Source organism: Dorea hominis, assembly GCF_014287705.1.
Taxonomy (GTDB): domain Bacteria; phylum Bacillota; class Clostridia; order Lachnospirales; family Lachnospiraceae; genus Dorea_D; species Dorea_D hominis.
In genome coordinates, this window is sequence record NZ_JACOOY010000014.1 from 40,858 (window position 1) to 67,396 (window position 26,539).

The window sequence follows — 26,539 nt, forward strand, 5'->3', positions numbered from 1 at the left end:
CGGAACTATGCATTACATCTTGCTGAAGTTTTTATATAGTAAGAAAATCAATTTCCTATTGCAACAATAAAACCCCGGTATCAAACAAAATACCGGGGTAATAATATTGCTTTTTCTATGCATAACTCTTCTCTCATCCAGACTTTACTGTCGGTATCGGAATTACACCGATTCAGCCGGTACGTATCATACCGGGTCGCGGACTATACCGCCGGTTGGGACTTTCACCCGACCCCGAAGAATCTTTCTCTTTGTTTTTTATTATAGTGCTGTACTTCTTAAATTGCAAGTGAAACTTTTCCGAAGTATTATCTCACACAAACATCCATTATGTCTGACTTTCAAAAATCTAAGACTGTCTGTCACCTGCCGACTTCCGGTCTTCCGGAAGTTCCTGATAACGGATACGTTCGAAAGTAAATCCCTGACCTCGCACTTCATTGATCTGTGTGATCGTAATAAATGCGTACGGATCGATGCTGTGGATCATTTCTTTTGTGGAATACAGTTTCCGGTTCGGAATGATGCACATAACACCTTTCTGTTTTTCATGACGATAACCGTTTTCAATATAGATCATCGTTGTTCCAAGATCGAGCTTGGATAATAAATCTTCCCGGATCTCTTCGTATTTCTCAGATATGATAAACAACTGTATCTGTGAAGTTCCAAGCAGCATCACCTTATTTAGTAGTACCGTTGTCAGCACCAGATTCAAAATACCGTACATCACCTGTTCTGAATTAGAAAAGAGGATCTGTGAAGAAAGCACAATAAAATCAACCACATACATAAGCGGTGCCAGTGGAATATGTGCCACTTTGTTCAGGATCAGTGCTATGATATCGGTTCCGCCTGTAGAAGCACCAACTCTTACAATGATACCAATTCCAATTCCCATAAGCACTCCCGCATAAATTGCGGACAGCAGCTGATTATCTGTCAGCGTTGTAATTCCCGGTATCTTCTGGACAACTGACAGGCAAAGCGGATATAAAAATGTACTTACAATCGTTGTAACTGCAAATTTTTTTCCGAGTATAAAAGCTCCTGACAGGAACAATATGACGTTTACACCTAATAATACAACCGATAGGGACATCGGCACATAATGTGTGATCGTAAGTGCAATACCGGTTGCGCCTCCCATGACAATACCTGTTGGTACGATAAATGCTGCAACTGCAAATGCCAGAATGATATTCCCCAATAATACTCCGGCAAGTGTGAACAATGTTTTTCCCCAATTTTTCTGCATACTAAACACCTCTCGCTTTTTTGTATTTTTTATTAAATTACTTTTGTAAAATTATTTTATTGAATACCTTTCATTGTCAGCTGGATTCTCTTTTTCTTAAGATCCACACTTAAAACTTTGACATCCACGATATCACCAACGCTTACTACTTCCAGTGGATGTTTTACAAATTTCTTATCGCTTAATTCTGAAATGTGTACCAGTCCGTCCTGATGGACACCGATGTCAACAAAGGCTCCAAAATCAATGACATTTCTCACTGTTCCTTTTAATACCATGCCTTCTGTCAGGTCTTTCATTTCCAGAACATCCGTGCGGAGGATCGGTTTTGGCATCTCATCTCGCGGATCTCTTCCCGGTTTCTCCAATTCTTTTACAATATCTTCCAGTGTGATCTCACCGATTCCAAGCTCTTCTGCCAGACGTTTTTTATCACGGATCGTAAGTGATAATCCTGTCAGTTTTCCTCCTTTGATATCATCTACGGAAAATCCCTGCTTCTTCAACAGTTCTTCTGCTGCCGCATAGGACTCCGGATGCACGCTGGTAGCATCTAACGGATTATCTCCGTCCTGGATACGCATAAAACCTGCACACTGTTCAAATGCTTTCGGTCCCAGCTTTGCTACTTTTAATAATTGTTTCCGGTTTGTAAATTTGCCATTTTCTTCACGATATACAACGATATTTTTGGCAATCGCAGAAGAAATACCGGAGATATAGGAAAGCAACGGTGCGGATGCTGTATTCAGATCGACACCGACTTTATTTACGCAATCTTCTACAACACCGGAAAGTGCTTCGCTTAATTTCTTCTGGTTCATGTCATGCTGATACTGTCCGACTCCGATCGATTTCGGATCGATCTTCACAAGCTCAGCAAGCGGATCCTGCAGTCGTCTTGCAATGGACGCTGCACTTCTCTGCCCGACATCAAAATTCGGGAACTCTTCTGAAGCAAGTTTACTTGCCGAATATACAGAAGCTCCTGCTTCATTTACAATGATATACTCTACTTTTTCCGGAATCTCTTTTAATAACTCTACGATAAACTGCTCAGATTCTCTGGATGCAGTTCCATTTCCTACTGAGATCAGTGATACGTGATACTTCGGAATGATCTTCTTTAATAAATCTTTGGACGCCTGGATCTTCTTCGGTGTTGTCGGTGCAGTAGGATAGATGACTGTTGTACCGATAACTTTTCCGGTCGGATCTACAACTGCAAGTTTACATCCGGTTCGGAATGCCGGATCCCAGCCAAGCACGGTTCTTCCTGTGATTGGAGGCTGCATGAGAAGCTGCTCTAAGTTCTTTCCGAACACTTCGATTGCTCCATCCTCTGCTTTTTCCGTCAGTTCACTCCGGATCTCCCGCTCGATTGCCGGTGCGATCAGACGTTTATAACTGTCCTCTGCTACTTCTTGAAGTACCGGAGTCGTATACGGATTATCTGTGCGGATGATCTGTTTTTCCAGATATCGTAAGATATCATCCTGCGGTGCTTCTACTTTTACAGTCAGGAACTTCTCTTTCTCTCCACGGTTCAGCGCAAGGATGCGGTGTCCCGCCAGCTTGCTGAGTGCTTCTTCAAATTCGTAATACATCTCATAAACCGACTCCTGTTTTTCGTCCTTTGCAGTGGAAATAAGAGTTCCTTTCTGCATGGTTCTCTTACGGATCCAGCTTCTGTATGCCGCTTCATCAGACACTGCTTCTGCGAGAATATCCTTCGCGCCGTCCAGCGCATCTTTGACTGTCTCTACACCTTTTTCTTTATTAACATAGTCTTCTGCCAGCTTCTCCAGCGGCTCTTTTGCTTTCTGTAAAGTAATCAGTGCTGCCAGTGGCTCCAGTCCCTTTTCCTTCGCAATCGTCGCACGGGTTCTTCGTTTCGGGCGATACGGACGGTAGAGATCTTCTACCACGACCAGTGTCTGTGCCGCAACGATCTTTGCTTTCAGCTCTTCTGTCAATTTTCCCTGTTCTTCTATACTTGCCAGTACCTGTTCTTTCTTCTCCTCTAGATTCCGTAAATAGGTCAGTCTTTCATATAATTTACGAAGCTGTTCGTCGTCCAGTGTACCAGTTGCTTCTTTTCTGTATCTGGCGATAAATGGAATTGTATTACCTTCATCGATCAATTTTACAGCCGCTTCTACCTGCCACTTTTTTACGCCTAATTCTTCTGTAATCTTCTGATTGATATCCATAATTATATCCTTTCTGAATGTTACTTTCTGTGGCTTTCCACAATCTTTCTTATTATAGCGAAAATGTCTCTTTCTTGCAATGGAACAGTAAATACAGAGTTCACTCTGTTTTATTGAAAACAGCTATTTATTATGTTATACTTAAGGTTATCATAAAAGAAAAAGGAGATTCTTGATCATCATGAATCAAACAGTACAAACAAAACCATTGTCCAAGCAGCAGCAGAAGTCTATGGAAACGAAAGCTCGGATTTTCGCCGCTGCCAAAAATATTTTACAAAAAGACGGATATGAAGCATTGTCGATTAAAAATATCTGTGACGAAGCTGGGGTTTCCAACGGAAGTTTTTATCATCATTTCAAAACAAAAGACGATCTTCTTTCTTATTATATAGAAGAGCAGCCGAGCATCAATCCGGATTTTCTTGATCTTCCGGCTTCTCCGGCTGAAGCTAAAGAAGCGATCATCTACGTCTATCTGAATTATGTACATTACTGCCAGGATCTGGGCGTAGAATTTATGTCGAATTACTATACACCAAAGAACCAGTCTCTGAACCCGCTCATCCGTACGGAGCGTCCTTATCCGATCGTTACGGTCCACAATTATCTGCAGAAATGCATGGATGCCGGAATTTTACAGATATCCGGAGATCTGGAAGCTCTTACAACCGATATCCGTATGATCGTGATCGGTAACGTTTTTGAATGGTGTCTGAAAGAAGGACATGCGGATTTTGAAGGAAATATGAAGCGAAGTCTGGAGACTTATCTGAACGGAGCATTTTAAATCATGTACACTTTTCTTGTAAATCCCGGTTCTAGAAGCGGCCTCGGTCAGACTGTCTGGAACACACTGGAACAATATCTGAAAGAGAACGAGATCTCTTATCAGGTCTTTTTCACTAAATATCAGCGGCATGCCTCGAAGCTTGCCGCTCATTTGTGTGCCGATCCATCTTTGGAAACACTGATTGTTCTTGGCGGTGACGGCACTTTAAATGAAGTCATTGACGGCATCAGCGATCTGTCCGGCATCACACTTGGATACATTCCGATTGGGTCCAGCAATGATTTTGCAAGGAGCATGGGACTTTCCCGGGATCCACTCACAGCACTTAAACATATCCTTAAGCCTTCCCGTTTTGCATACTTAAATATCGGAGTGACAGAATATGAAACAGACAGCAAGCCTTATTGCCGGCGCCGTTTTGCTGTCAGTTCCGGTCTTGGATTTGATGCCGCTGTCTGCCATCAGGTAATCGTCTCTCCGCTGAAACGATTTCTTAATAAGCTGCATCTTGGAAAACTATCCTACGTTGGCGTTGCACTTTCCCAGATTTTCACCATGACACCCTGTGATATGCACATTCGGCTTACGGAGCTGTCCGGTGATACAGAAGAAATACTTTTTCACAAAGTTTATTTCGCTGCGGCTATGAATCAGCGCACAGAGGGCGGTGGATTCCGTTTCTGTCCAAAAGCAGATCCTTCTGATGATATTCTGGATGTTATTGTAGTAGAAGGATTCCCGAAAGCTGTCATTCTTATGCTTTTGCCAACCGCTTTTAAAGGATGGCATGTATTTTTCAAAGGAATCCATACATATCAATGTAAAAAAGCAACTTTTACCAGCCCGAAACCACTTGCGGTCCATACAGACGGAGAACCGGTATATTTAAAACGAGAAATTACCTGTTCTCTGGAACCTGAGAAAATTCGTCTGATTTTAAGTTAAGGAGATGTATTTTATGTATCACGGAATACTCATTTTTATTGTTTGTCTGTGTTTATTTGTTCTCTTTTTACTTTTCCCCCGGACAGGCAAACGGCAGGAACTTTTAAAATTGTATCGTGGAACCTGTTTTGCTCATCGTGGATATCACAGTATTGAAAATGGAATTCCAGAAAATTCTATGCCCGCGTTCCGGCAGGCGCTTTCCCACGGTTATGGCATTGAGCTGGATGTTCATCTCACCAAAGATGGCAGACTGGTTGTTTTCCACGATGATACTCTGAACCGTGTCTGTAAAAAATCCGGCACGATCGAAGATTTGACAGTTCCGGAGCTGAAAACATGCCGTCTCCAGGATACGGAAGAACAGATTCCTCTGTTTGAAGATGTTCTGTCACTGGTAAACGGACAGGTACCTCTTCTGATCGAATTGAAAATTCCCGGTCGTTCCACCGCTATCTGTCAGCATGTTCATAAGGCCCTTTCCTGTTATCATGGAAATTATATGATTCAGTCTTTTAATACGATGGGACTTTTCTGGTATCGCAGGCATGCTCCGGAAGTTCTGCGTGGACAGCTTTCTTCCAGACTTACGAAGGATCCTCTGAAAGAACTCTGGTTTTTACGTTTTCTTGCCGAAAACCTGCTTCTTAATTTTCTTGGCAGACCGGATTTTATTTCTTATAAACTGAAAAACCTTCCTAAATTTACTGTTTCTTTCTTACGGAAATTCTTTGGAACACCTACAGCTGTCTGGACACTTCGTACACCTGAGGCATTGCTGGAAGGCAAACGCTGTTATGATATGCAGATTTTCGAAAAACATGGTGAAAATTATTAAGAATAGATGAACATTGTTGTTGATTCTATCTTTTCATGTTATAATCCGTTGAGAAACTTAGCTAATCTTTAGATAAGACTTGTTATATAAAGGGGCGTAATTATGCAATCCATTACGAAAATCAAACAATTTATCCTGCGGTATCGTCATGCATGGGTTTTATTATATAGCTTTATCTACATGCCTTGGTTCTGTTATCTGGAGAAGCACAGATTCAGCCATTACTATCTGATCCACTCACCACTTGACGATTATATCCCGTTTGTAGAATATTTTATTGTTCCGTATCTGTTATGGTTTTTATTTATTGCTGTAACGATCGCATATTTCTTCTTTACGGATAAGAAAGGATATTACCAGCTTACAGCATTTTTATTCACTGGAATGACGATCTTCCTGATCATCTGCACAGTATTTCCAAATGAATTAAACCTGCGTCCGCACACATTTGCGAACGATACTGTTTTTACAAGACTGGTACAACAGCTTTACAGCACCGATACACCGACGAATGTACTGCCAAGTATTCATGTATATAATTCACTTGGCGCTGCTATCGCCATCGGACACAGCCAGGCACTGAAAAAACACCGCGGTATCCAGTTTGTTTCTTACGGACTTGCCGGACTGATTGTTCTGTCTACCATGTTCTTAAAGCAGCACTCTGTAACGGATGTGATCGCAGCAGTGGCACTTACCTTTATGATTTATCCGCTGATCTATGTAACACAGACAAAGCGGGCACCGAAGCTGTCACAGCAGCCGATCTAGGATAAAATATAATATTAAAATAAAAAGAATCGCAGTTGACTGATCTCTATAAACCAATCTGTCAATTGCGATTCTTTTTTATTTTCGTGGAGTGTAATCTTCTAATCACACTCCTCTTCTTTTTCTGATACCCGCGTATTGTTCCGTGCCGAACTTGGTATTCTGGTATCATATAATGTCCTTCGTATATGCTGCAAATGCAGATGGGATGGAATATTTCTCCCGGATCTCTCCCGGATGTATGAACAAAAATCCTTTCTCGTTTGTCTTCTCCAACTCATCCACCTGAATCTGATAACCTTTCATCTGCCACTCCACATGGCTGAAAATGTGCTTTGCATCCGGTAATTTTTTAATTCTTACCGGCATAAGTCCAATAGAACGGCAATAGTTTTCTGCCTCTTTTCTTGTCAGATGCCCTTCTACATTCGGCAGTTCATAGAGTCCGGCAAGCAATCCTTTTGCCGGCCTTTTGCGGATAGCAATCTCCTGCAGATCTTCAAACAGAAAAACGGTCTTTTTCTCAATCCGCCTTGCTTTTGCTTTTTTCTTCACCGGTAACTTATCTGTCAGCCCCTCTTTTTCTGCACGGCATATATTCTTAAGTGGACATTCTTCGCATTTTGGTTCGCCATTTGGCACACAGACAATCGCTCCCAGCTCGATCAGTCCCTGATTAAAATCACTGGCCGCATCTGCCGGGATGACTTCTTCGAGCGCTTTCTCCAACCTCTTCTTCGTGCTCTGCTTCATAATATCTGCATCATCTGCCAGAACTCTTGTTACTACACGCAACACATTGCCGTCTACTGCCGGTTTCGGAATTCCAAACGCAAATGAACTGATTGCTCCTGCCGTATAGCTTCCGATCCCTTTCAGTTCAAGGATTTTCTCATAATCTGCCGGAAATTCACCGCCATACTCTTCCATGATCTGGATTGCTGCTTTCTGCATGTTGCGTACCCGGTTGTAATACCCTAAACCTTCCCACAATTTGAGTAGCTTGTCTTCCGGCGCCTCTGCCAGATCCTTCACTGTCGGCAACGCTTGTAAAAAGCGATCATAATATCCCTTCACCGCTTCTACCCTTGTCTGCTGCAGCATAATCTCTGATATCCATATTCTGTACGGATCCGGGTGATGTCTCCACGGAAGGTCACGGTGGTATTTCCTGTACCATCCGGTTAATGGTTCTGCCATCTCATGAAGCTCAGGCTGTCCAAGCACAACCGGAACTTCATCCGCAAGCGTCATGCTGTCTGTCGTCACTACACAGTCTCTTGCCAGGATCTTTACTCCTGCATCCGCGGCTTCCTGTAAGGCTTCCGCAAATTCCGGATGTGTCTGCCTGTTTGGCGTAAAATAGCGTACACCTTTCATCTGTATCACAAACAAGACGTACGCTTCGTACCCCGCTTTTCTTGCTTTCTTTAATTCCTGTACATGCTTTACGGCACGTTCACTCGGCGCATCCGGAAACCGGACTACACCGTCTTCTTCCAATGTAACTCCTTTAACTTCCACCAGAATCTTCTGATTCTTCGTCTCCACATAGAAATCAAATCTGGAATTCTCGTATGTGTACTCCGGCTTTACAAGTACCGGATCCGGCACCAGTCCACCGGCGCAGAGCCATTCCTGCGCTACCTTATTCGGCGCCTGGGAATCCATATTGATAAGTCTGTCGCCTTTCTCTACTGCGATAAGATCCCATCCTGTCTTACGCTCAGGGTTATCGCTTTTCTGTATATACACCGGTACCTCCGGCTGCAAAAGTTCCGCACAGCGTCCTGTATTTTTCACATGGACAGTCTCTGTACGACCGGCACATTCCACATAAGCAATAAACCGGTTCGGTCTGTCTATAAAACTGCCCGGATAAATATTAGGATACTTCACTTTTCTTCCGTCCTTTTAATTCTTCCTGTTCTTCTACATACGCCTGGATCGCCTCATTTAACGACAGCATCTTCTCATCCAGTGTTGACACCATATCTGCACACTCTCTGAGATCCCGGCTGATATATTCCGGCGCATTTCCCTCAAATTTGTAATAAATCTTATGCTCCAGACTTGCCCAGAAATCCATCGCGATCGTCCGGATCTGGATCTCTACCTTTGTATCTACAACACTGTCTGACAGGAAAATCGGAACCGATACAAGCATGTGATAGCTCTTGTAGCCGCTTGCTTTCGGATTCTTAATATAATCTTTGATCGATAATACCTTTAAATCACTCTGGTTTCCAATCATCTCTGCCAATCTGTATATATCAGAAGTAAATGAACAGATCAATCTTACTCCTGCAATATCGTTGATGTATTTTACCATATTCTCTATGGATGTCTCATACCCGTATCTTTTTAACTTCTTCACAATACTCTCCGGTGTCTTCACACGTGTCTTAATGTGCTCGATCGGATTGTACTGATGTACATGCTGGAATTCGTCATTTAGAATCTCCAGTTTCGTTCCTACTTCCTTTAACGCGGAATTATAAAGAAACATAATGGTCTTCCAGCTGTCCACATCTTCGTAATTCTTAATTGCATTCTCCACGATTGCCTCTCTCCTTCCGTCCTTCGAAGCTTCTTGCGGCACCCGAAGAGTATAACATAAGCGGCCAGAAATTGTTCCTGTTTTAATAGATTTTTAAGGATTAATATTCGATTCCTTCTCTTGCTGACTGTCCCTTGTCATATGGATGTTTTACTTTTTTCATCTCCGTCACATAATCGGAAGCACGGATGATCCGGTCTGACACTTCATGTCCGGTCATAATGATCTCCAGTCCTCTCGGCTTATGCTCCAGAAAACTCATCAGTTTATCTTCATTCAGAAGATTCAGAGAAACTGCGCACAGTATCTCATCTAAAAATAATACGTCAAACGGACTACAGAATTTGATTATCTCATCTAATGCTTTCGTGTTATAATGCTTTAATTCTGCCCGTTCATCAGAATTCATCTGATTGTAAAATTTGATCTTATCCCTGCCCGGAAGGCACGTTACATTCGGAATCTGCTCCAGGATTGCACGCTCACTGGAAGAATTGTTCTTCATGAATTGAAACATCAGAACCTTAAGTCCGCTCCCCGCTGCCCGGATCACCTGTCCTACTGCCGCTGTTGTCTTGCCTTTTCCTGTTCCGTAATATACATGAATTCTTCCGGTTCCTATCATTGCTAACATCCCCGCTTTCTGTTTTCTCTTCTTTCGTTACCTCTTAACAGTATACCATGAATTCATGTCCTGTGCATTTAGAAATCCAATTTCATGTCTCCGAATTGAATCCATCCTTTTTTTCGCATCCATTCACTGATTCCCAGTGTTACGACTGCCGGAAGCACAATCTGTATCAGCAGAATCTTTAACAATACAACCGCTCCTGTCTCACTTGCGATCATCGTCTGCCAGGTCATGATCTGCCCTACCAATCCTGCCGTTCCCATTCCTGATCCGGTTGCATTACCTGTCATATGCAGAAGAACTGTGCCTGTCGGTCCTAAAACCGCGCTGGACAGGATCACCGGAAACCAGATTATCGGTTTTCTTACAATATTCGGGACTTGCAGCATAGAAGTTCCAATTCCCTGTGCAAGCAGTCCTCCAATCTTATTCTCTCTGTAGCTTGCCACGGCAAATCCAACCATATTACAACAGCAGCCTATCGTCGCCGCTCCTGCTGCCAGACCGGATAAATTCAAAATAATTCCCAGTGCCGCCGAACTGATCGGCAATGTCAGTATCATTCCCATCAGTACAGAAACAATGATTCCCATCAAAAATGGCTGCTGTTCTGTTCCCCAGTTAATAACCGAACCAAGCCACACCATAAATCCGGAAATCGGCGGTCCAAGGATCAGCCCTACAGCAGAACCTGTTCCGATGCTTATAATTGGTGTTACAAGAATATCCACTTTCGTTTTTCCGGAAACAAGATGTCCGAAATAAATCCCTACATACGCTGCAAGGAATGCACCTAATGGTTCTCCCGGACCTGAATAAACCATTGCTCCGTCAACCAGAACTGTTCCTGCCAGCAATTTACTTGCAAATGCGCCTGTCATACCTGCTGTTGCCGCAGATACAACAACCAGCGGGCTTTCATTAAATTTGTAAGCAACTGCAACACCAATTCCTGCTCCTGTCAGAGACGCAGCTACTTTGCCAATTACAAACAGTATCGTTCCTGCCTGCCCGGGAATAAAACTTCCGATCTGCTGAATGATCGTGCCGATGATCAGCGTTGCAAACAAGCCCTGCGCCATCGCACTTAGCCCTTCAATAAAAATCCGATCCAACACTTTCTTTACTTTTTCCATTTTCCCACCTCATAATTACACCCAATACATCATCTGTATTGTTATGTGTCTTGTCATTTAGGAAAATCCTATCATAGCTTCTGCCAAAAAGCAACTTCCATAAAAAGTTTACTCTCTAAAAGTGTTTACTTTTTCTCAGAAAACGACTATACTCATTTCATTATCAGGAAAGCGAGGGAACACTTATGTTTCGTTTATGGGGCAAAGAATTTAAAGACAATCATATGCTTCGGGACACTGTGATCTGTGATGATTCAGATGATACAAGAACCCATAAGATCTTTCACGCACTGGAAGAGATCTGCTATGAATTTGATCTCAGCAAACCAATCTGGCTGGAATCTACGATAGATGAATTTAAACGCCACGATAAGACAAGATTTTATCAGGATAATTTTGTAGATTCTATTGATTTTGATTATCTGGAAATCCATATTATAGAAGAATAAAAAGGAGTTTTATCATGCTGGAACCAATCGGATTATCTTTACAATTTTTAAAGAAAGAAGTCTATACCGGTTCTCATCACGGTATGCGCTATTTATTGCAAAAAGATGAGGATACATTAAAAGCATGTACCTATCCGGAACCATATTGTTTTGAGAAGACTGCTGATGAGAAGAAAGAATGGAAGAAATTTGAATTTTCCGCAGATGGACTTACGCAGGCCTTGGAATGGCTGTCGGAAGTTCACGAAAAGTCTTATAATGATTAAAATTCGATATTCATGTAATATGTAAACAAAGGCACAAAAAATGTCATGTACCGGTTCTTGCTGATACATGACATTTTTTACCCAATTTTTTTATTCGAGTCCAGATGTCTTACTCACAACGGATAAAATACACTTTGCGAGTTTTATCCGCTGATTACTCTTCAAGTACTTCTTCTGCGATATTTCTTGCATGGTCAGAAATACGTTCCATACAAACCAGCGTATCTAAGAATACAATACCCGCTTCTGTATTACATTCATTATTAGACAGTCTCTTAATATGACGGCTCCGCAGTTTCACCTCAAGGTCATCCACTTTTGTCTCTTTTTCAATAACGCGCAGTGCCTTCTCATGGCTCTGCTCTTTAAATGCATCCAGTGCATAGAAATAGCTTTTCGCAGTCTCCTCAATCATTTCTTTTAACTGCTTCTTTGCTGTCTCAGAGAAGGATGCTTTCTTATCTCGGAGTGTCTCTGCAAACTCAGAGATATTTTCACAGTAATCACTGACACGTTCCATATCGGAAAGCACCTGTAACAGATGTGCTGCCTCCTGATGCTCTTTCTCACTGATCTGTAAGGAAGATAATTTGATTGTATAATTGGTAATTCCCGCACAGAGTCTGTCAACATCACTCTCATCATTTTTCAAAATATCAATTGCTTCCTGATCCTGTGTATACAATACATCTTTTGCAACTTCAATGGATCTCCTTACGATCTCGCCCATACGAACGGTTTCTTTTATCACAGACTGCAGAGCAATACTCGGTGTCTGTAACATACGTTCATCGAGAAGTACTGTTCCCGGATCATTGGCGTCTTCATCCACACGGCCGATCTTCTTGGCAATTTTCACGATCAGGTTAGATGCCGGGAATAACATAACTGTCGTTGCAATGTTGAAGAATGTATGCACCATACTGATCTCTGTCTGTGTAATATTTCCTGTTCCTGCCTGTGGATTCAGCACGGTAAAGTAAACGATTGCAATGATACTGAAAATAATCGTTCCGATGATATTAAAGATCAGGTGCATAAGTGCTGCTGCCTTCGCATTCTTTTTCGCACCTACACTGGATAAAATTGCTGTAATACAAGTACCGATATTCTGTCCCATGATAATATAAATAGCTGCACTGAATGGTACCAATCCCGCTGCCGCAAGACTCTGCAGAATACCAACCGATGCGGAAGAACTCTGAATCACTGCCGTTACAAGCGCTCCAGCCAGAATACCGAGGATTGGATTCTTTCCTAATGTAACAAACATCTGTACAAATCCGTCAAATTCTTTCAGCGGCTCTACTGCTGATGACATCGTAGAAATACCGATAAAAAGTAAACCAAAGCCAACAATAATATTGGCGATTTCTTTGGATGTACGTCTCTTGCCTGTCAACATGATAACCACACCGATAATCACTGCGATCGGTGCTAGCTTCTCCGGGCTTAAAAATTCTGCCCACTCTACGGAAGATACGAGCCATCCGGTAACGGTTGTACCAACGTTGGCACCCATGATCACTCCCATTGCCTGGGTCAGGTTCATGATTCCGGCATTAACAAAACCAACGACCATGACGGTTGTCGCTGAAGAGCTCTGAATGACTGCTGTGATAGCAGCTCCTAGTAACACTCCCATCACTTTGTTCTTCGTCAGCACTTCCAGCAGTGATTTCATCTTGCTTCCCGCTGCATTCTCCAGTCCCTGTGCCATGATCTGCATACCATAAATAAACATTCCAAGACCACCGACAAAAGGTATCAGTATATCTACATAATTCATTGTCTTCCTCCTACAAATATATCCCTTATGCTGTTTTTTAAGCTTATTTTTTTACAATTTCTTAATTTATTCTTAATAAGCTCACTGTTTTTACAATACCATTTGTTATAGAAGAACACAATCTTTTTTTCGATTTTTTTATATCTTTTTGGTATCTCTTTTTCAATTACTCCTTCATTTTCGGCTCAAATATAAGCGAAGCCAGATATCCAAATATTAAAGCACCGGCAATTCCCGCCGCACTTGCCTGGAAACCTCCCAGAAAAATTCCGATCACGCCTTCTTCGTCAACCGCCTTTCTGACACCTTGCCATAGGAGATTTCCGAATCCTGTAAGGGGAACGCTCGCACCGGCGCCCGCATATTCCTGAATTGGTTCATAGATTCCAAGTATGCCAAGTACTGCCCCGGTACACACCAGAAGAACCATGATCCGCCCGGGCATCAGTTTCGTCCGGTCTAACAGAATCTGCACCAACGCACAGATTAAACCGCCCACCCAGAATGCATTGATATATTCCATCTTATTTCCTGCCTTTCTTTTTTGTAAAATTGAAGGAGAAATACTCTCTCCTGCCAAAGCGTTCATTTATATCACATGCTATGCATGTTCCAGTACGATCGCATGTGCGATCCCCGGCACACTCGCTCCCTCGTTGTAACTAACCGTAGACATAAGAGCCCCGGTCGGCACAAACAATACACGCTTCCATTCACCGCTTTCTATTTTCGGCAGAATATAAGCACTGAGCGTTGTCGCAGCACAGCCACATCCACTGCCCCCGGCATGTGTATCCTGCGTACTCTGATCAAAAATCTGCATTCCACAGTCCATATGCATCTTTTTAATATCTATATCTTTTTTTCTCATCAAGTCAAATAGAATACTCTGTCCGACATAGCCAAGATCTCCGGTTATGATCCGGTCATAATCTTCGGGCTGTCTTCCAAAATCTTTAAGATGCTGCCAGATCGTATCACATGCCGCCGGCGCCATACAAGCCCCCATATTCTGGGAATCTTTTAAGCCGTAATCAATGATCTTTCCTGTTGTAATTCCAGTGATCTTCACACGACTTTTCTTCTGTGCTCCATCCGCACCGATGATGAATGCACCACTTCCGGTCACAGTCCACTGCGCGCTCAAGGGGCGCTGGCTGGCATAACCGAGCGGAAAGCGGAATTCTTTTTCCGCACAGGCAAAATGACTGGATGTTACAGCAAGCATATACTCGCCATAGCCTGCCCCCACGCACATAGCTCCCAGTGCAAGCGCTTCACCAGAAGTAGAACAGGCGCCATACAGACCGAACAGTGGGATTTCAAATTGTCTTGCTCCCATAGATGTGACGATTCCCTGCCGTAGCAGATCACCTCCAAATGTCAGCCGGATGTCCTCCGGTTTAAGACCTGCTTTTCCGAGCGCAATCTGGCATGCTTCCTTCTGCATTGTACTCTCTGCCTCTTCCCAGCTGTCTTCTCCGAAAAGATCAGTTTCTTCTATAATATCAAATAACTCCCCAAGCGGACCTTCTCCTTCTTTTTTCCCAACAACAGATGCACTGCTTATAAGATATGGTCCTTCTTTAAAAATAATACTCTGTTTTCCTCTTTGCATCTTCAGACTCCTTTCCCGAAAATACAGTAAACAATACCCAGTACCCAACTGGTGAAGATTCCATATAAGATCACCGGTCCTGCGATTGTAAAGATCTTGCAGCCAATTCCCATGACCTGTCCTTCTTTTTTATATTCAATTGCCGGTGCTGCTACCGAATTGGCAAATCCGGTAATCGGAACAAGTGCCCCTGCACCTCCCCATTTTGCAATCTTCGGGTAAATATTGAATCCTGTCAGCAGAACACTTAAAAATACCAGTATCAATGAACACCAGCTTCCACCGATTTCTTTGGTCATTCCCATATTTTCACACCAGTTCAGTAAAAATTCCCCGATCGTACAGATGATTCCGCCGGTCAGGAATGCGCGGAACATATTTGTTCCAAGTGCATGCACCGGTGTTTTCTGTTTTACATATTTTTTGTAGTTTTCTTTTTTCATTTCCTGCGCTTTTTTGTCATTTACCTCATTATTTAACATTCTGTCATTTCGCCTCCTGTAAAAGAATCCATATACATCCGAGTGTTTTCCCGGCTGCGATTCCTAAAATAATACCTGCAAGGCAGTTCACCAGATTAAAACGCCGCATAAATACCGGGAACAGATTCAGGATCTCTGCCAGCGCCATTGCCCAGCAGCCGACAAACATCCCTGAAAATATCCCCACTGCCGCCAGCAGTATCACACCGCCATGAAGCGGTATCTGATAGAGCCAGAACAGATTGCCCAAAATACCGCCAAGCATTACGCATGTTTCGTACCACTGGATCTTATCTCCTGTGTGTGTCCGGTCTGCGAAATCCGAGATTACGCCAAGTTCTGCGATAAATGCAAACAGACCACCTGCTGCCACCGCACCTGCACTACTTCCTATGACCGCAAGAAGAATCTGTCTGATCCACATGAAGCTCCCTCTCCTTTCTCGAATATGTTTCAATCAGGGTTGTCTGAATATCATTTTCATACAGCCGCATCTCTACTTCCATCGGTGTCGGATCAACGGTAAATTTCTTCTTTCCAAAATGATTGAAGAAGATCAATATTCCAACTGCAAGTCCAAGACTGTATGTCAGTTCCAGTATGGTAAAGCCATCCGGTTTATTCCCCATGATCTGTGTGTATATCTGGTCGAAAAGTTTGGGTGCATCCACATCGTTATTAAATGCCATGATGGAAAATGCCGCACCAAAAAAACTCAGCACGGACACAAACACGACTTTTATGCTCTGCATGAATCTGCTGCCTTTCCCCGGCTCTTCATAGGTTACAATAAAATCAGGCTCTCCGATACTCTGCACGTCTGCGTTCGGATACACTTCCTGTATCATAGAAACAACTTTCAGCACCGATACCACTACACGACCGTTGATTCCTTTTAACAGGCGAAGAGACCGGACTTTTGCTTCCATTGATGGATTCACGCATGTAATCTCCAGCACTTCTCCCAATGTTATGTCCGGTTTCTTTACTTCTGTATTACGACCTGCCTTAATATAGATTGTTTCACTGTTCGATGCCACTTTCTGCCTCCCACCTTCTATCTACCAGCGTTCCTTCCGTCTCTCTTTCCGCCGCATTACACTCTGCAAAATAATAGATCATACCGGTCAGAACCGCTGCCGCCACAACGCAGATCAGGCATATCCGGAACTTCTTTCTGGTTTCATCCATACTTTCACCTTCTTTCTGTGATTAGTATGGATGGTTCCAGAAAAATTATTCATGGATATGCCTGTCAGATCTGTTCCCGCATACTTTTTAATATTTTTTTCTCCATCCGGGATACCTGTACCTGCGAAATGCCAAGTTCTTCTCCCACCTGAGACTGTGTGCGTTCTGCAAAATATCTCAGATAGATCAGTCTTCGTTCTTCTTTATTAAGACTTGCCAGCAATTCTTTCAAAAACATGTGATTCAGCACTTTTTCCGTCTCTTCTGCCGGACTTGCCAGTTTGTCTGCCAGTGTCAGCTCCTGTCCGTCTTTTCTGTAGATTGGTTTATGCAGAGATTCCAATTCTCCGGTCGCTTCAAACGCCTGTACCAGTTCTTCCGGTTCTACCTGCATCTCTGCAGCAACTTCTGTAATACATGGCTCGCGTCCCAGTTTTTTACCAAGTGCTTCCTGACAGAGATACCCGCGGTATGCCAGTTCTTTCAGCGATCTGCTCACTTTGATCATTCCATCGTCCCGCAGAAAGCGTTTGATTTCACCGACGATCATCGGGACTGCATAAGTTGAAAATTTCACTTCATATTTCAGATCGAATTTGTCAATCGCTTTCAAAAGCCCGATCGTTCCGATCTGGAACAAATCTTCTGCTTCCACACCCCGGTTAAAATACCGTTTCACAATACACCAGACAAGTCCTGTATTTTCTTCTACAAGCTGCGCTCTTGCCGTACGGTTGCCCGCATGTGATTTTCTGATCAAAGCGATTGTGTGATCCATAATTTACGTCCTTTACCAATAGTTTTTGCCATCTTTACCGTCGTTCCTTTCCCGACTTCCGACTCCACTTCCAAAAGATCCATAAATGCTTCCATAAAGGAAAATCCCATTCCCGACCGATCCAGTTCCGGTCTTGTTGTAAAGAGCGGTTCCATTGCCTGCTTTACATCTTCAATTCCTTTTCCCTGATCAGAGATTTCTACATATAAAGTCTGTCCTTTTGTTTTACAGTGGATGCGGATGTTATGTACTTCATTTTCATATCCATGTATAATGGCATTTGTTACAGCTTCTGAAACTGCCGTTTTCACATCCGACACTTCTTCCAGTGTCGGATTCAGTGACGTCATAAAGGATGCAACAGTTACTCTGGCAAAAGATTCATTTGCCGAGCGGCTGTCAAAAATAAGTTCCATTTCATTCGTATTTTCCATCTACCTGTCCTCCTCATAAATCTGCATGATCCTGGTTACTCCTGACATCGTCAGTATTTTTTTCATTCTTTCACTTGTATGCACGGCACACACCTCTCCTCCCAGCATATAAATTCGTTTATATCTCCCCATAATGACACCGATTCCGGAGCTGTCCATAAATGTCGTATCCGTAAAATCAAAGATCACATACCGGATATGATTCTGGTCGATCAGATAATCGGAACGTTTCCGGATTTCTTCTGCATTGTGATGATCCAGTTCTCCGGGGAGAAAAATAGTAAGACAGTTCTCCTGCACTTCATATTTCATTGTGTGTCCTCCTTTTTTGAGTAAAGAAAAAGGACATGCTTCTTCGCATATCCTTTTCTTTCGTAATTACATTCATATATTTATTTAGTTTTGTTTATTCTGTTTATTCAATGCCTCTTGCGCTGTTGTAGCCGCTTCTTTTCCGCTGTACTTATCGACAATCTTCTGATAGTATGTATTAGCCTTGCCTGTCTTATTCTGTTTTTCATAGCATTGTGCAAGAAGGAGCATTGCTTTTCCATCATTGTAACCCTGGTCCATCTGCATGATCTGATCCAGATTACTGATCGCAGTATCATAATTTGCCGCATCATAATTTGCTGTCGCAGTAGCAAATAATCTCTGGCACATTGTCGGATAAAGTGATGATGTAATCTGCTCAAATTGTTTCTTTCCCTGTGTGCCAAGTGTGCTCTTATTCACTTTCAGAAGCTCTGCCAGCATATCCGCATTACTCATATCACCGGCTTTGTAATGATCAGCAATGTTCATCACCGCCTCATAGCTTTCCTGTGTTGTAGCTGCGGTTGCTTTTGATTTCTTATTCTTCTTGTCGGAAGAGCGGTAAGTTTCCAGTTCTTTCTTAAGTGCACTAATCTGCGCATCCTGCGTTGCAATCTGGTCACTGAACGAAGCCGTCTGTTTGTTGACAGTCTTCTGTCTTGAATTAGATACCGCCGGAAGGATCAGAAACCACATAACCGCGACACCGACTGCAAGTCCGATCAAAATATTCAGAACTGTATGCAGCCCCAGATTTTCTTTAAAATTACCGGATGCCGGCTGAATGATCGTCTCATTTCCCAGATTGTAAGAAACAAAATCTTCTTTTTTCTTATCTTTTATTCTGACAGTTCTGCTCTTTCGGATCTGATTCAGTTCATGCATATATCGAAGTGTCACCGGATCTGTCGTATCTAGCCTGTGCGCTGCACGGATCTCCTGTCTCGCCATAGAATACTGTTCATTCTTCAGATACAGAAGTGCCAGAAGCTGGCGTGCTTTTACATAACCCGGATGCGCGGCAACTGCTTTCTTAAGCTGCATGATCGCAATATCATCGCCACCCTGTCTGGCATATTTAATACTCTGGTTATATTTTTTGACTGCTTGGTTCACTTGCTCCAGCTCTCCCGGAACTTCCTGTACCTTTTTAATAAAATAATTGGCAATATTATCTTTGGATTGGAAATTCTTACTGAGAATCCATTCTACAAGTGCTTCTACCACTTCTCCTCTGCCATAATAAACAAGACCGAGAAGGTTTCTGGCTGCTACATTCGCATTATTATATTGTAAACTACGTCTGAGCGATAGAATTGCTCCGGACAGATCCCGTATATTCGCACGCTTCAGACCATCATTATACCAGTAGTTGGACTGGTACACGAGTTTCGTTGAATAATCCATATAATCCCCTTTATTTCGTCTGTTCCATCATCTCTCGTATAATGTCTGTCATATCACTTAAGTCTTCCTGATACACCGCGCCCTCGATATCTTCTACTTCCAGACTCGGCTGAAACTTCTTCACTTCTTCATCGTAATTCAGCATGATTGTTACCTCCTGCTATTCGTTCTTTTATAGCTCCCACAAGATACAAAGATCCGAGACAGTAAATCTCACTCTCTCCCCGTCTGTCATAAGCTTCCTTAAGGGCATCCCCTATATCGCTTTTAGCCACAACTTCACAGTCCGTATATCTTTCAAATACTTTCTTAAGTTCTTCGGCTGACACTCTCCGTTTGTCAGGGATCTCTGTTACAATATATAACTTTGCCGGCAGATACCTGCACAGATATGCAATCATCCACTCGTAGTCTTTGTCCGCCACAGCAGAAAATACTACTATCGGCAATGGTTCCGGTTCCGGATACAAAAGGTGTATACTCTCCACAAACGCTTCGATCGCACCCGGATTATGCGCTCCGTCTACAAGCACATGCTCCGCTACTTCTTCCATACGCCCTTCCCAGTGAATAGATGCGACGGCATCAACCCACTTCTTCCTCCTGTCCGGTTCGCTCTCACAGTTTCCTAACAGACATTCCAGTGCTTCCAACGCAATCTGCGCATTCATTACCTGATAACATCCGCAGATTGGAACCTGCCAGATAACATCTTTATCATAAGCATTTCGCCTTGAAAATGCAATATGGTTTCTCGTAACTTCACGGATTTCGAACGCATTTTTCGAGATTTTTCTGCAAGGTGCGTGCATTTTCTCCGCCTGGCGTCGTATCACTTCCGTCGCCTCTGCCCGGCTTCCGTCAAAAATAACCGGAACTCCTTCCTTGATAATCCCTGCTTTTTCAAAAGCAATTTTCTCAATTGTATCACCCAGAATCGCTGTGTGATCCAGACTGATGGATGTGATGACTGTAAGAACCGGACTTTCCACAGCATTGGTCGCATCCAGTCTGCCACCGAGTCCTGTTTCCAAAATGATATATTCTACGCCTGCCTTTTCAAAGGCTTTCATCCCCATGCCAAACAGAAATTCAAAATAAGAAGGATGTCCTTCACCTTCCTGCTCCATTTCCTGTGCTACATGATACGCTTCACAGAATACATCATAAAATGTATCATCGGAAATCTCTTCTCTGTCAATCTGTATTCGTTCATTGATCTTGATCAGATGTGGCGATGTGAAAAAACCTGTTTTTTTCCCTTCTGCCTGCAAAACAGCCTGCAGATAAGCACATACGGAACCTTTTCCATTCGTACCCGCCACATGGATGACTTTGCAGTTCTCTGCCGGATTCTGTAATTTTTCCAAATATTTTTTTGTATGCTTTAACGGATGTTTTTCCGTAAACTTGGGAAGCTCTTCGATATAATCGACAGCTTCCCTGTAATTAGACGGTATTTGATGTTTCATTATTTATCTCCGTCGGCCTGTGGTACCCAGGACTTGGTTGTATCGGTTCCTGTTCCTTTTTGTACTGTCAGTTTTCCATCCTTATAAATATATTCATCTGACTTTCTGAATACCGTATCGCTAGATCCCATTTGTACAATCGAGATCTTATCTCCATTCTTAAGTTCTGTCTCATCCAGGTCAATTCTCGTATTATTCAGAAACGTAGAATCCTGCTTCTCGTCATTTACAAATACTTTGCTCGATTTGGTAAAGTTTTCGCCATACAGACTGTAACCTTCATCGAGATGCGGTACAACATTTTTCAATGTTACATTGCGGATTCCCATCTTCATATGTCCTTCTGTGATCGGTTTCTTGCCATTGTAAACATACTGTTTGCCATAAAGGATATCGTACTGTAAAAGCTCCAGGTCGGACAGATAATTCTTCGTCTTTCTTCTTGTCTGATGATAGTTGAACAATGTTCCGGAATGGATTCCCAGACGTTCAAATACTTCTGACATGATCTGGTAAGACGGAATATTTCTGTCCTGTTTCTTAAGCCCGATATTATCCCAGATGACATAGTTCGTGTTGTAGAGATACCGGCTCTTTAAGTCTTCTGCTTTTAAGCCCATTGTCGGAAGATGATCGCCGTAGAAAACTACAACGGTCGGTTCTTTTCTCTTCTCTACTGCCTTAATCAGATTACCGGCGAACTGATCCATCTCATAAACCTGATTTACATAGTATTCCCATTTATTCTTCAATGCCTCATCATCGATCCCCGATACTGTAATTCTCGGATTCTGGATTACTTTCTCTGTCGGGTAATCACCATGTCCTTGCAGGCTGACTGTAAATACGAAATCATTTTCTTTTGTTGAATTCATCGCATCCATAATATGCTGTACAAGCACGGCATCTTTCGCCCAGCCATTCTCTGTAAGCTGCAAAATGTTCATAAATTCTTTACTCGTAAAACTGTCAAATCCAATATTATTAAATACTCTCGCACGGCTGTAGAAATTACCGCCATTATTATGCAGCGCATGTGTTCCGTATCCTAATTTTCCTAATGCAGTAGCCGCACTCTCGCATGTATGATCCTTCAGCATTGTCTTATATGGATATTCTCCCGGTCCGAAATAACGTAAATTCATTCCGGTCAGCACCTCAAACTCTGTGTTCGCTGTTCCGGCTCCTACTGATGGTACCTTGAAATATCCGGTCGAATATTTCTTAAACATCTTATGAAGATTCGGGCACACATCCTGAGATGTCTTGAAAAATTCTGCATTATCTACATCGAAATAAGATTCCAGCTGAACAAATAAAATATTCGGTTTTGTCTTCTTCGTCTTTGCATTTGTGATCTTAGATTCCGTAAGTTTCCCATTCTGTCCGATCTCTTCCATCGTTTTCTTACTGTAACCGCTCGGCTCATCAATTCCGGTGTTGAACACACTTGCCATGAAGCAGTACGGAAGTCCGTAGTCTTCATATGCAAATGCGATATTTCCGAAATATGTGGATACGACTCTTTTGTCTACTGCCTGATTGGAAACAAATACATATAACACTGCACATACAACAATTCCAATCAATGCACGAACGTGGTGAATCTTTCCATCATACTGTCCGCCACGTCTCCACATAGAAATCATCCATACAACAACCGCCGCGATTCCTACGATAAATAATATAATCTCAAATCCGTCCAGATATTTATTGATCAGCGATAATCCGTCTGATGCAATCTTCAAATCCTGCGCATTAAATGGAGTAACACGCTTTAGCAGCATATAGCCGTTTGCTATACCAAGAATCATCCAGAATACACTGATAATAATCCGGACAAACACTCTCCGCTTGAACAAATATACAATGGAAAATGTGACAAATATCATAAATGCATTATACAAAAATACCAAAGGGGATCCCGTCATATAAATCCACGCTTCTACGAGTGAATGACGGGAAATCGCCTCAATTGCGAAGTTGATGATACATGCAAGCAGCGCATGGAACACCAGCGAAAAACGATTCATAAATTTATAAACAGGCTGCATTTTCCTTGCAAATGCACTGTTGCGGCGCGCTTCAATAATTCTCGCACGCCGCTCCTTTCGTGCCTTAAAGTGGCGAATAACGTCTTCTTTTTTCAGATTCTTTAATTTGTCAATTGCACCTTTAATATCCGGTTTTTTAATATGAATTTTTTTCATAATATCCCCTTACATATCTTCTAGTTTATTTGGACTGTTTTGCTTTCAGTCCTTCCAATCTTTCAGATACCTGTGCTTTCATCTGTTTGTAAGTTTCCAGTTTCTCACGTTCTTCCTGAACTTTTGCTTCCGGTGCTTTGCTTACAAATTTTTCATTATTTAACATTCCCTGTGCACGGGCAATCTCTTTATTTAAACGAGTTTCTTCTTTGGTCAGACGTTCGATTTCCTGATCGAAGTCAATCAGTTCTTCTAACGGAACGTATACAGTTGCATCCGGAACAACTACGGATACTGCGTCATCTGCAATTCCTGCTTTATCTTTCTGAATAACAAGATCCAGCACAGAAGCCATCTGTTTTGCAGAATTTGTCATAAATGCAAGTCCATCGCATAATGTCTGATCTTCGCAAACTACATATGCAGTTGCTTTTCTTGAATTCGGAACGTTCATCTCTGCACGTACGTTACGGATACCACGTACAATCTCTTTGTAGTGATCTACAATGCGCTCAGCTTCCGGAAAGTTCAGAGCTTCGTCATATTCCGGCCATGCAGACATCATCAGTGACTCCTCTTCCGGAATCAGCTTGCCGTAAATCTCTTCTGTTACAAATGGCATATACGGATGCAGTAATTTCAGAGAGTCTTTCAGAACTTCTCTTAATGTCCAGAGTGCGTCATTTGCTCCCTTTGGATCTTCTTCTGCATGGTAAATACGATATTTTGCAAGCTCGATATACCAGTCACAGAACTCATCCCAGATGAAGTCATACAGCTTAGACAATGCAATTCCGAGTTCGAATTTATCCATGTTTTCTGTCACATCTTTAATCAATGTGTTGCATTTTGATAAGATCCACTGATCTGACGGATGCAAGCTGTCTTTTGCAGGTTCTTCTAATTTCTTCTCATCCAGGTTCATCATAATGAAACGTGACGCATTCCATACTTTATTTGCAAAGTTTCGGCTTGCCTCAACTCTTTCATTATAGAAACGCATATCGTTACCAGGTGCATTACCGGTAATCAGTGTCATACGCAGCGCATCTGCTCCGTACTGGTCGATGATTTCCAGTGGATCGATACCATTTCCAAGAGACTTACTCATCTTACGTCCCTGTGAATCTCTTACCAGTCCATGAATAAATACGGTATGGAACGGCGCTTTTCCAGTATGTGCATATCCTGAGAATACCATTCGGATTACCCAGAAGAAGATAATATCATATCCTGTTACAAGCACATCTGTCGGATAGAAGTAATCCAGATCTTCGCTCTGATCCGGCCATCCAAGTGTTGAGAACGGCCACAGCGCTGAACTGAACCATGTATCCAGTGTATCTTCGTCCTGTGTCAGATGTGTACATCCGCATTTCGGGCATTTTTCCGGCATACCGTGAGATACAACAACTTCTCCGCAATCATCACAGTAGTAAGCCGGGATTCTGTGTCCCCACCAGATCTGGCGAGAAATACACCAGTCACGGATATTTTCCAGCCAGTGCAGATAAATCTTGTTAAAACGCTCCGGAACGAATTTTAATTCGCCAGTCTTGATCGCATTGATCGCCGGTTTTGCGAGTTCGTCCATCTTCACAAACCACTGCTGCTTTACCATCGGTTCAACCGTTGTGTGGCAACGGTCATGTGTTCCAACATTATGAGAGTGCGGAACAACCTTTACAAGATATCCCTGCTCTTCCAGATCAGCAACCATTGCTTTTCTTGCTTCGTAACGATCCATACCTGCATATTTACCACCATACTGTTCGTTGATCGTCGCATCATCGTTCATGACATTGATCTCCGGCAGATTATGGCGTTTTCCGACTTCAAAGTCGTTCGGGTCGTGAGCCGGTGTAATCTTAACAGCACCTGTTCCGAATTCTTTGTCTACATAATAATCTGCAACGATCGGAATCTCTCTGTCTGTCAGCGGCAGAAGACATTTTTTTCCTACGATATCTTTGTATCTCTCATCATCCGGATGTACTGCGATTGCCGTATCTCCAAGCATTGTCTCCGGACGTGTTGTCGCAATCTCAAGGAAATCATCTGTTCCAACGATCGGATATTTGATATGCCAGAAGAATCCATCCTGCTCTTCATGCTCTACTTCCGCATCAGAAAGGGATGTCTTACATACCGGACACCAGTTAATGATACGGGATCCTTTATAAATAAATCCTTTCTCATGCAGGCTGATAAATACCTGCTCTACAGCCTTGGAGCAGCCTTCATCCATTGTAAATCGCTCTCTGTCCCAGTCACAGGAAACACCAAGTTTCTTTAACTGTCCTTCGATTGTTCCGGCATACTCTTCTTTCCACTGCCATGTTCTCTCTAAGAATTTCTCTCTTCCAAGTTCTTTTTTATCAATTCCTTCTTCTTTTAACTGATTGGTAACTTTTACTTCTGTAGAGATTGCTGCATGATCTGTTCCCGGAATCCACAGAGCATTATACCCCTGCATTCTCTTATAACGGATCAGAATGTCCTGCAGTGTATTGTCTAAAGCATGTCCCATATGCAGCTTACCGGTAATATTCGGTGGCGGCATTACTGTTGTAAATGGTTTCTTACTTCTGTCTACTTCTGCATGAAAATACTGGTTTTCACACCATTTTTCATATAATTTTGATTCAATCTCTTTTGGATTGTATGTGGTCTCTAAGTTCTGACTCATTGTTTCCTCCTCATAATTCCTCATAAGTTCTTATTTCACACTTTGGTCACATTTGGACAATTAAAAACGCCCTTTACACACGTAAAGGGCGACTGTAACCGCGGTACCACCTTTATAATATAGAAGAAACTCTTCCATATCTCTCATCTTATTCTTTAACGGGAATGACTCCGGGATATCCTACTTGTTCCTCTGATCTCTAACTCTACTGACCAGTTCGTAACCTGTCGTTTCAGATATCCGGCATCCAAAGCTACCTTCTGTATCTTCTGATTCTGAAACTGTCTTCCAGCC

The 26,539-nt window shown here is 42.5% G+C and carries 27 protein-coding genes, 1 riboswitch and 1 other annotated feature (1 of these 29 cut by a window edge); of the genes, 6 read left to right on the forward strand and 21 right to left on the reverse strand.

The window, feature by feature from the left end:
* Window positions 1–121: 121 nt before the first annotated feature.
* A riboswitch (FMN riboswitch) is annotated at window positions 122–246 on the reverse strand.
* A 103-nt stretch (window positions 247–349) separates the two neighbouring features.
* On the reverse strand, window positions 350–1,258 hold the full coding sequence (locus H8S07_RS10790) for a YitT family protein (protein ID WP_118519536.1): 909 nt from the start codon (window positions 1,256–1,258) through the stop codon (window positions 350–352).
* A gap of 56 nt (window positions 1,259–1,314) precedes the next feature.
* Window positions 1,315–3,471, reverse strand: a complete 2,157-nt coding sequence (locus tag H8S07_RS10795) for a Tex family protein (RefSeq protein ID WP_118519537.1) — start codon at window positions 3,469–3,471, stop codon at window positions 1,315–1,317.
* Between the two features lie 181 nt (window positions 3,472–3,652).
* Between H8S07_RS10795 and H8S07_RS10800 the strand changes: the two genes are divergently transcribed.
* The 4 genes from H8S07_RS10800 to H8S07_RS10815 all read left to right on the forward strand — a co-directional run bounded on the left by H8S07_RS10800 (window position 3,653) and on the right by H8S07_RS10815 (window position 6,818).
* Window positions 3,653–4,261, forward strand: coding sequence for a TetR/AcrR family transcriptional regulator (locus tag H8S07_RS10800; protein WP_021860771.1), 609 nt, complete (start codon window positions 3,653–3,655; stop codon window positions 4,259–4,261).
* 3 nt (window positions 4,262–4,264) lie between these two features.
* Window positions 4,265–5,209: a diacylglycerol/lipid kinase family protein gene (locus H8S07_RS10805; protein WP_118519538.1), complete on the forward strand. Its 945-nt coding sequence runs from the start codon at window positions 4,265–4,267 to the stop codon at window positions 5,207–5,209.
* A 109-nt stretch (window positions 5,210–5,318) separates the two neighbouring features.
* Complete coding sequence (locus H8S07_RS10810) at window positions 5,319–6,047, forward strand: glycerophosphodiester phosphodiesterase (protein WP_330598561.1); 729 nt, start codon at window positions 5,319–5,321, stop codon at window positions 6,045–6,047.
* 102 nt (window positions 6,048–6,149) lie between these two features.
* Complete coding sequence (locus H8S07_RS10815) at window positions 6,150–6,818, forward strand: phosphatase PAP2 family protein (protein ID WP_021860768.1); 669 nt, start codon at window positions 6,150–6,152, stop codon at window positions 6,816–6,818.
* A 168-nt stretch (window positions 6,819–6,986) separates the two neighbouring features.
* Here H8S07_RS10815 and mutY read toward each other — a convergent pair whose 3' ends face one another.
* From mutY to H8S07_RS10835, 4 genes are all read right to left on the reverse strand, one after another.
* A complete protein-coding gene (gene mutY / locus H8S07_RS10820; protein WP_186856002.1) occupies window positions 6,987–8,717 on the reverse strand; it encodes an A/G-specific adenine glycosylase in 1,731 nt (576 codons plus the stop codon).
* Window positions 8,704–9,378, reverse strand: a complete 675-nt coding sequence (locus H8S07_RS10825; RefSeq protein WP_021860766.1) for a GTP pyrophosphokinase — start codon at window positions 9,376–9,378, stop codon at window positions 8,704–8,706. The genes mutY and H8S07_RS10825 overlap by 14 nt, the downstream gene beginning before the upstream one ends.
* Before the next feature lie 100 nt (window positions 9,379–9,478).
* A complete protein-coding gene (locus tag H8S07_RS10830; protein WP_226976675.1) occupies window positions 9,479–10,012 on the reverse strand; it encodes a cob(I)yrinic acid a,c-diamide adenosyltransferase in 534 nt (177 codons plus the stop codon).
* Window positions 10,013–10,080: 68 nt separating this feature from the next.
* Window positions 10,081–11,145: a PTS transporter subunit IIC gene (locus H8S07_RS10835; RefSeq protein ID WP_118519540.1), complete on the reverse strand. Its 1,065-nt coding sequence runs from the start codon at window positions 11,143–11,145 to the stop codon at window positions 10,081–10,083.
* Between the two features lie 185 nt (window positions 11,146–11,330).
* On the opposite strand from H8S07_RS10835, the gene H8S07_RS10840 reads away from it, so the two are divergent.
* Complete coding sequence (locus H8S07_RS10840) at window positions 11,331–11,594, forward strand: hypothetical protein (protein ID WP_021860763.1); 264 nt, start codon at window positions 11,331–11,333, stop codon at window positions 11,592–11,594.
* 14 nt (window positions 11,595–11,608) lie between these two features.
* Window positions 11,609–11,860, forward strand: a complete 252-nt coding sequence (locus H8S07_RS10845) for a GNAT family acetyltransferase (protein WP_118519541.1) — start codon at window positions 11,609–11,611, stop codon at window positions 11,858–11,860.
* Between the two features lie 154 nt (window positions 11,861–12,014).
* Here the strand turns inward: H8S07_RS10845 and H8S07_RS10850 are convergent, their stop codons facing one another.
* The 15 genes from H8S07_RS10850 to H8S07_RS10915 form a co-directional block, all read right to left on the reverse strand.
* The gene (locus tag H8S07_RS10850) at window positions 12,015–13,649 is read right to left on the reverse strand and encodes a Na/Pi cotransporter family protein (RefSeq protein ID WP_118519542.1); all 1,635 of its coding nucleotides are present in this window, start codon (window positions 13,647–13,649) and stop codon (window positions 12,015–12,017) included.
* Between the two features lie 166 nt (window positions 13,650–13,815).
* Window positions 13,816–14,172, reverse strand: a complete 357-nt coding sequence (gene spoVAE, locus H8S07_RS10855) for a stage V sporulation protein AE (RefSeq protein ID WP_118519593.1) — start codon at window positions 14,170–14,172, stop codon at window positions 13,816–13,818.
* A gap of 78 nt (window positions 14,173–14,250) precedes the next feature.
* The gene (locus H8S07_RS10860) at window positions 14,251–15,267 is read right to left on the reverse strand and encodes a stage V sporulation protein AD (RefSeq protein WP_186856003.1); all 1,017 of its coding nucleotides are present in this window, start codon (window positions 15,265–15,267) and stop codon (window positions 14,251–14,253) included.
* A gap of 2 nt (window positions 15,268–15,269) precedes the next feature.
* On the reverse strand, window positions 15,270–15,749 hold the full coding sequence (locus tag H8S07_RS10865; protein ID WP_118519543.1) for a SpoVA/SpoVAEb family sporulation membrane protein: 480 nt from the start codon (window positions 15,747–15,749) through the stop codon (window positions 15,270–15,272).
* Between the two features lie 4 nt (window positions 15,750–15,753).
* Window positions 15,754–16,173: a stage V sporulation protein AB gene (locus H8S07_RS10870; RefSeq protein WP_118519544.1), complete on the reverse strand. Its 420-nt coding sequence runs from the start codon at window positions 16,171–16,173 to the stop codon at window positions 15,754–15,756.
* Window positions 16,133–16,789, reverse strand: a complete 657-nt coding sequence (locus tag H8S07_RS10875) for a stage V sporulation protein AA (RefSeq protein ID WP_118519545.1) — start codon at window positions 16,787–16,789, stop codon at window positions 16,133–16,135. The genes H8S07_RS10870 and H8S07_RS10875 overlap by 41 nt, the downstream gene beginning before the upstream one ends.
* Window positions 16,773–16,940 carry a hypothetical protein gene (locus H8S07_RS10880; RefSeq protein WP_021860756.1) on the reverse strand — a complete coding sequence of 56 codons (168 nt, stop codon included), beginning with the start codon at window positions 16,938–16,940 and terminating at the stop codon, window positions 16,773–16,775. The genes H8S07_RS10875 and H8S07_RS10880 overlap by 17 nt, the downstream gene beginning before the upstream one ends.
* A gap of 64 nt (window positions 16,941–17,004) precedes the next feature.
* Window positions 17,005–17,718, reverse strand: a complete 714-nt coding sequence (locus tag H8S07_RS10885; protein WP_186856004.1) for a SigF/SigG family RNA polymerase sporulation sigma factor — start codon at window positions 17,716–17,718, stop codon at window positions 17,005–17,007.
* A complete protein-coding gene (gene spoIIAB, locus H8S07_RS10890; RefSeq protein WP_118519547.1) occupies window positions 17,697–18,152 on the reverse strand; it encodes an anti-sigma F factor in 456 nt (151 codons plus the stop codon). Before spoIIAB ends, H8S07_RS10885 begins: the two co-directional genes overlap by 22 nt.
* Window positions 18,153–18,464, reverse strand: coding sequence for an anti-sigma F factor antagonist (spoIIAA, locus tag H8S07_RS10895; RefSeq protein ID WP_021860753.1), 312 nt, complete (start codon window positions 18,462–18,464; stop codon window positions 18,153–18,155).
* Between the two features lie 84 nt (window positions 18,465–18,548).
* The gene (locus H8S07_RS10900; RefSeq protein WP_118659437.1) at window positions 18,549–19,874 is read right to left on the reverse strand and encodes a tetratricopeptide repeat protein; all 1,326 of its coding nucleotides are present in this window, start codon (window positions 19,872–19,874) and stop codon (window positions 18,549–18,551) included.
* 10 nt (window positions 19,875–19,884) lie between these two features.
* Window positions 19,885–20,019 carry a hypothetical protein gene (locus H8S07_RS14655; protein ID WP_021860751.1) on the reverse strand — a complete coding sequence of 45 codons (135 nt, stop codon included), beginning with the start codon at window positions 20,017–20,019 and terminating at the stop codon, window positions 19,885–19,887.
* Window positions 20,003–21,346, reverse strand: a complete 1,344-nt coding sequence (locus H8S07_RS10905) for a bifunctional folylpolyglutamate synthase/dihydrofolate synthase (RefSeq protein WP_021860750.1) — start codon at window positions 21,344–21,346, stop codon at window positions 20,003–20,005. Before H8S07_RS10905 ends, H8S07_RS14655 begins: the two co-directional genes overlap by 17 nt.
* Window positions 21,346–23,556 carry an LTA synthase family protein gene (locus H8S07_RS10910; protein WP_118659433.1) on the reverse strand — a complete coding sequence of 737 codons (2,211 nt, stop codon included), beginning with the start codon at window positions 23,554–23,556 and terminating at the stop codon, window positions 21,346–21,348. Before H8S07_RS10910 ends, H8S07_RS10905 begins: the two co-directional genes overlap by 1 nt.
* Window positions 23,557–23,581: 25 nt before the next feature.
* Window positions 23,582–26,245, reverse strand: a complete 2,664-nt coding sequence (locus tag H8S07_RS10915; protein WP_021860748.1) for a valine--tRNA ligase — start codon at window positions 26,243–26,245, stop codon at window positions 23,582–23,584.
* Between the two features lie 81 nt (window positions 26,246–26,326).
* Window positions 26,327–26,539: a binding site (T-box leader), on the reverse strand; it runs 58 nt beyond the window's last position.

Coding starts and splice junctions, on each gene's coding strand:
- H8S07_RS10905 (WP_021860750.1), bottom strand. CDS start 21,346: ATGAAACATCAAATACCGTCTAATTACAGGGAAGCTGTCGATTATATC.
- H8S07_RS10800 (WP_021860771.1), top strand. CDS start 3,653: ATGAATCAAACAGTACAAACAAAACCATTGTCCAAGCAGCAGCAGAAG.
- H8S07_RS10865 (WP_118519543.1), bottom strand. CDS start 15,749: ATGTTAAATAATGAGGTAAATGACAAAAAAGCGCAGGAAATGAAAAAA.
- H8S07_RS10835 (WP_118519540.1), bottom strand. CDS start 11,145: ATGGAAAAAGTAAAGAAAGTGTTGGATCGGATTTTTATTGAAGGGCTA.
- H8S07_RS10845 (WP_118519541.1), top strand. CDS start 11,609: ATGCTGGAACCAATCGGATTATCTTTACAATTTTTAAAGAAAGAAGTC.
- H8S07_RS10850 (WP_118519542.1), bottom strand. CDS start 13,649: ATGAATTATGTAGATATACTGATACCTTTTGTCGGTGGTCTTGGAATG.
- H8S07_RS14655 (WP_021860751.1), bottom strand. CDS start 20,019: ATGCTGAATTACGATGAAGAAGTGAAGAAGTTTCAGCCGAGTCTGGAA.
- H8S07_RS10860 (WP_186856003.1), bottom strand. CDS start 15,267: ATGCAAAGAGGAAAACAGAGTATTATTTTTAAAGAAGGACCATATCTT.
- H8S07_RS10805 (WP_118519538.1), top strand. CDS start 4,265: ATGTACACTTTTCTTGTAAATCCCGGTTCTAGAAGCGGCCTCGGTCAG.
- H8S07_RS10915 (WP_021860748.1), bottom strand. CDS start 26,245: ATGAGTCAGAACTTAGAGACCACATACAATCCAAAAGAGATTGAATCA.
- spoIIAB (WP_118519547.1), bottom strand. CDS start 18,152: ATGGAAAATACGAATGAAATGGAACTTATTTTTGACAGCCGCTCGGCA.
- H8S07_RS10900 (WP_118659437.1), bottom strand. CDS start 19,874: ATGGATTATTCAACGAAACTCGTGTACCAGTCCAACTACTGGTATAAT.
- H8S07_RS10910 (WP_118659433.1), bottom strand. CDS start 23,556: ATGAAAAAAATTCATATTAAAAAACCGGATATTAAAGGTGCAATTGAC.
- spoVAE (WP_118519593.1), bottom strand. CDS start 14,172: ATGGAATATATCAATGCATTCTGGGTGGGCGGTTTAATCTGTGCGTTG.
- H8S07_RS10870 (WP_118519544.1), bottom strand. CDS start 16,173: ATGTGGATCAGACAGATTCTTCTTGCGGTCATAGGAAGTAGTGCAGGT.
- spoIIAA (WP_021860753.1), bottom strand. CDS start 18,464: ATGAAATATGAAGTGCAGGAGAACTGTCTTACTATTTTTCTCCCCGGA.
- H8S07_RS10790 (WP_118519536.1), bottom strand. CDS start 1,258: ATGCAGAAAAATTGGGGAAAAACATTGTTCACACTTGCCGGAGTATTA.
- H8S07_RS10830 (WP_226976675.1), bottom strand. CDS start 10,012: ATGTTAGCAATGATAGGAACCGGAAGAATTCATGTATATTACGGAACA.
- H8S07_RS10840 (WP_021860763.1), top strand. CDS start 11,331: ATGTTTCGTTTATGGGGCAAAGAATTTAAAGACAATCATATGCTTCGG.
- H8S07_RS10880 (WP_021860756.1), bottom strand. CDS start 16,940: ATGGATGAAACCAGAAAGAAGTTCCGGATATGCCTGATCTGCGTTGTG.
- H8S07_RS10815 (WP_021860768.1), top strand. CDS start 6,150: ATGCAATCCATTACGAAAATCAAACAATTTATCCTGCGGTATCGTCAT.
- H8S07_RS10795 (WP_118519537.1), bottom strand. CDS start 3,471: ATGGATATCAATCAGAAGATTACAGAAGAATTAGGCGTAAAAAAGTGG.
- H8S07_RS10885 (WP_186856004.1), bottom strand. CDS start 17,718: ATGGATCACACAATCGCTTTGATCAGAAAATCACATGCGGGCAACCGT.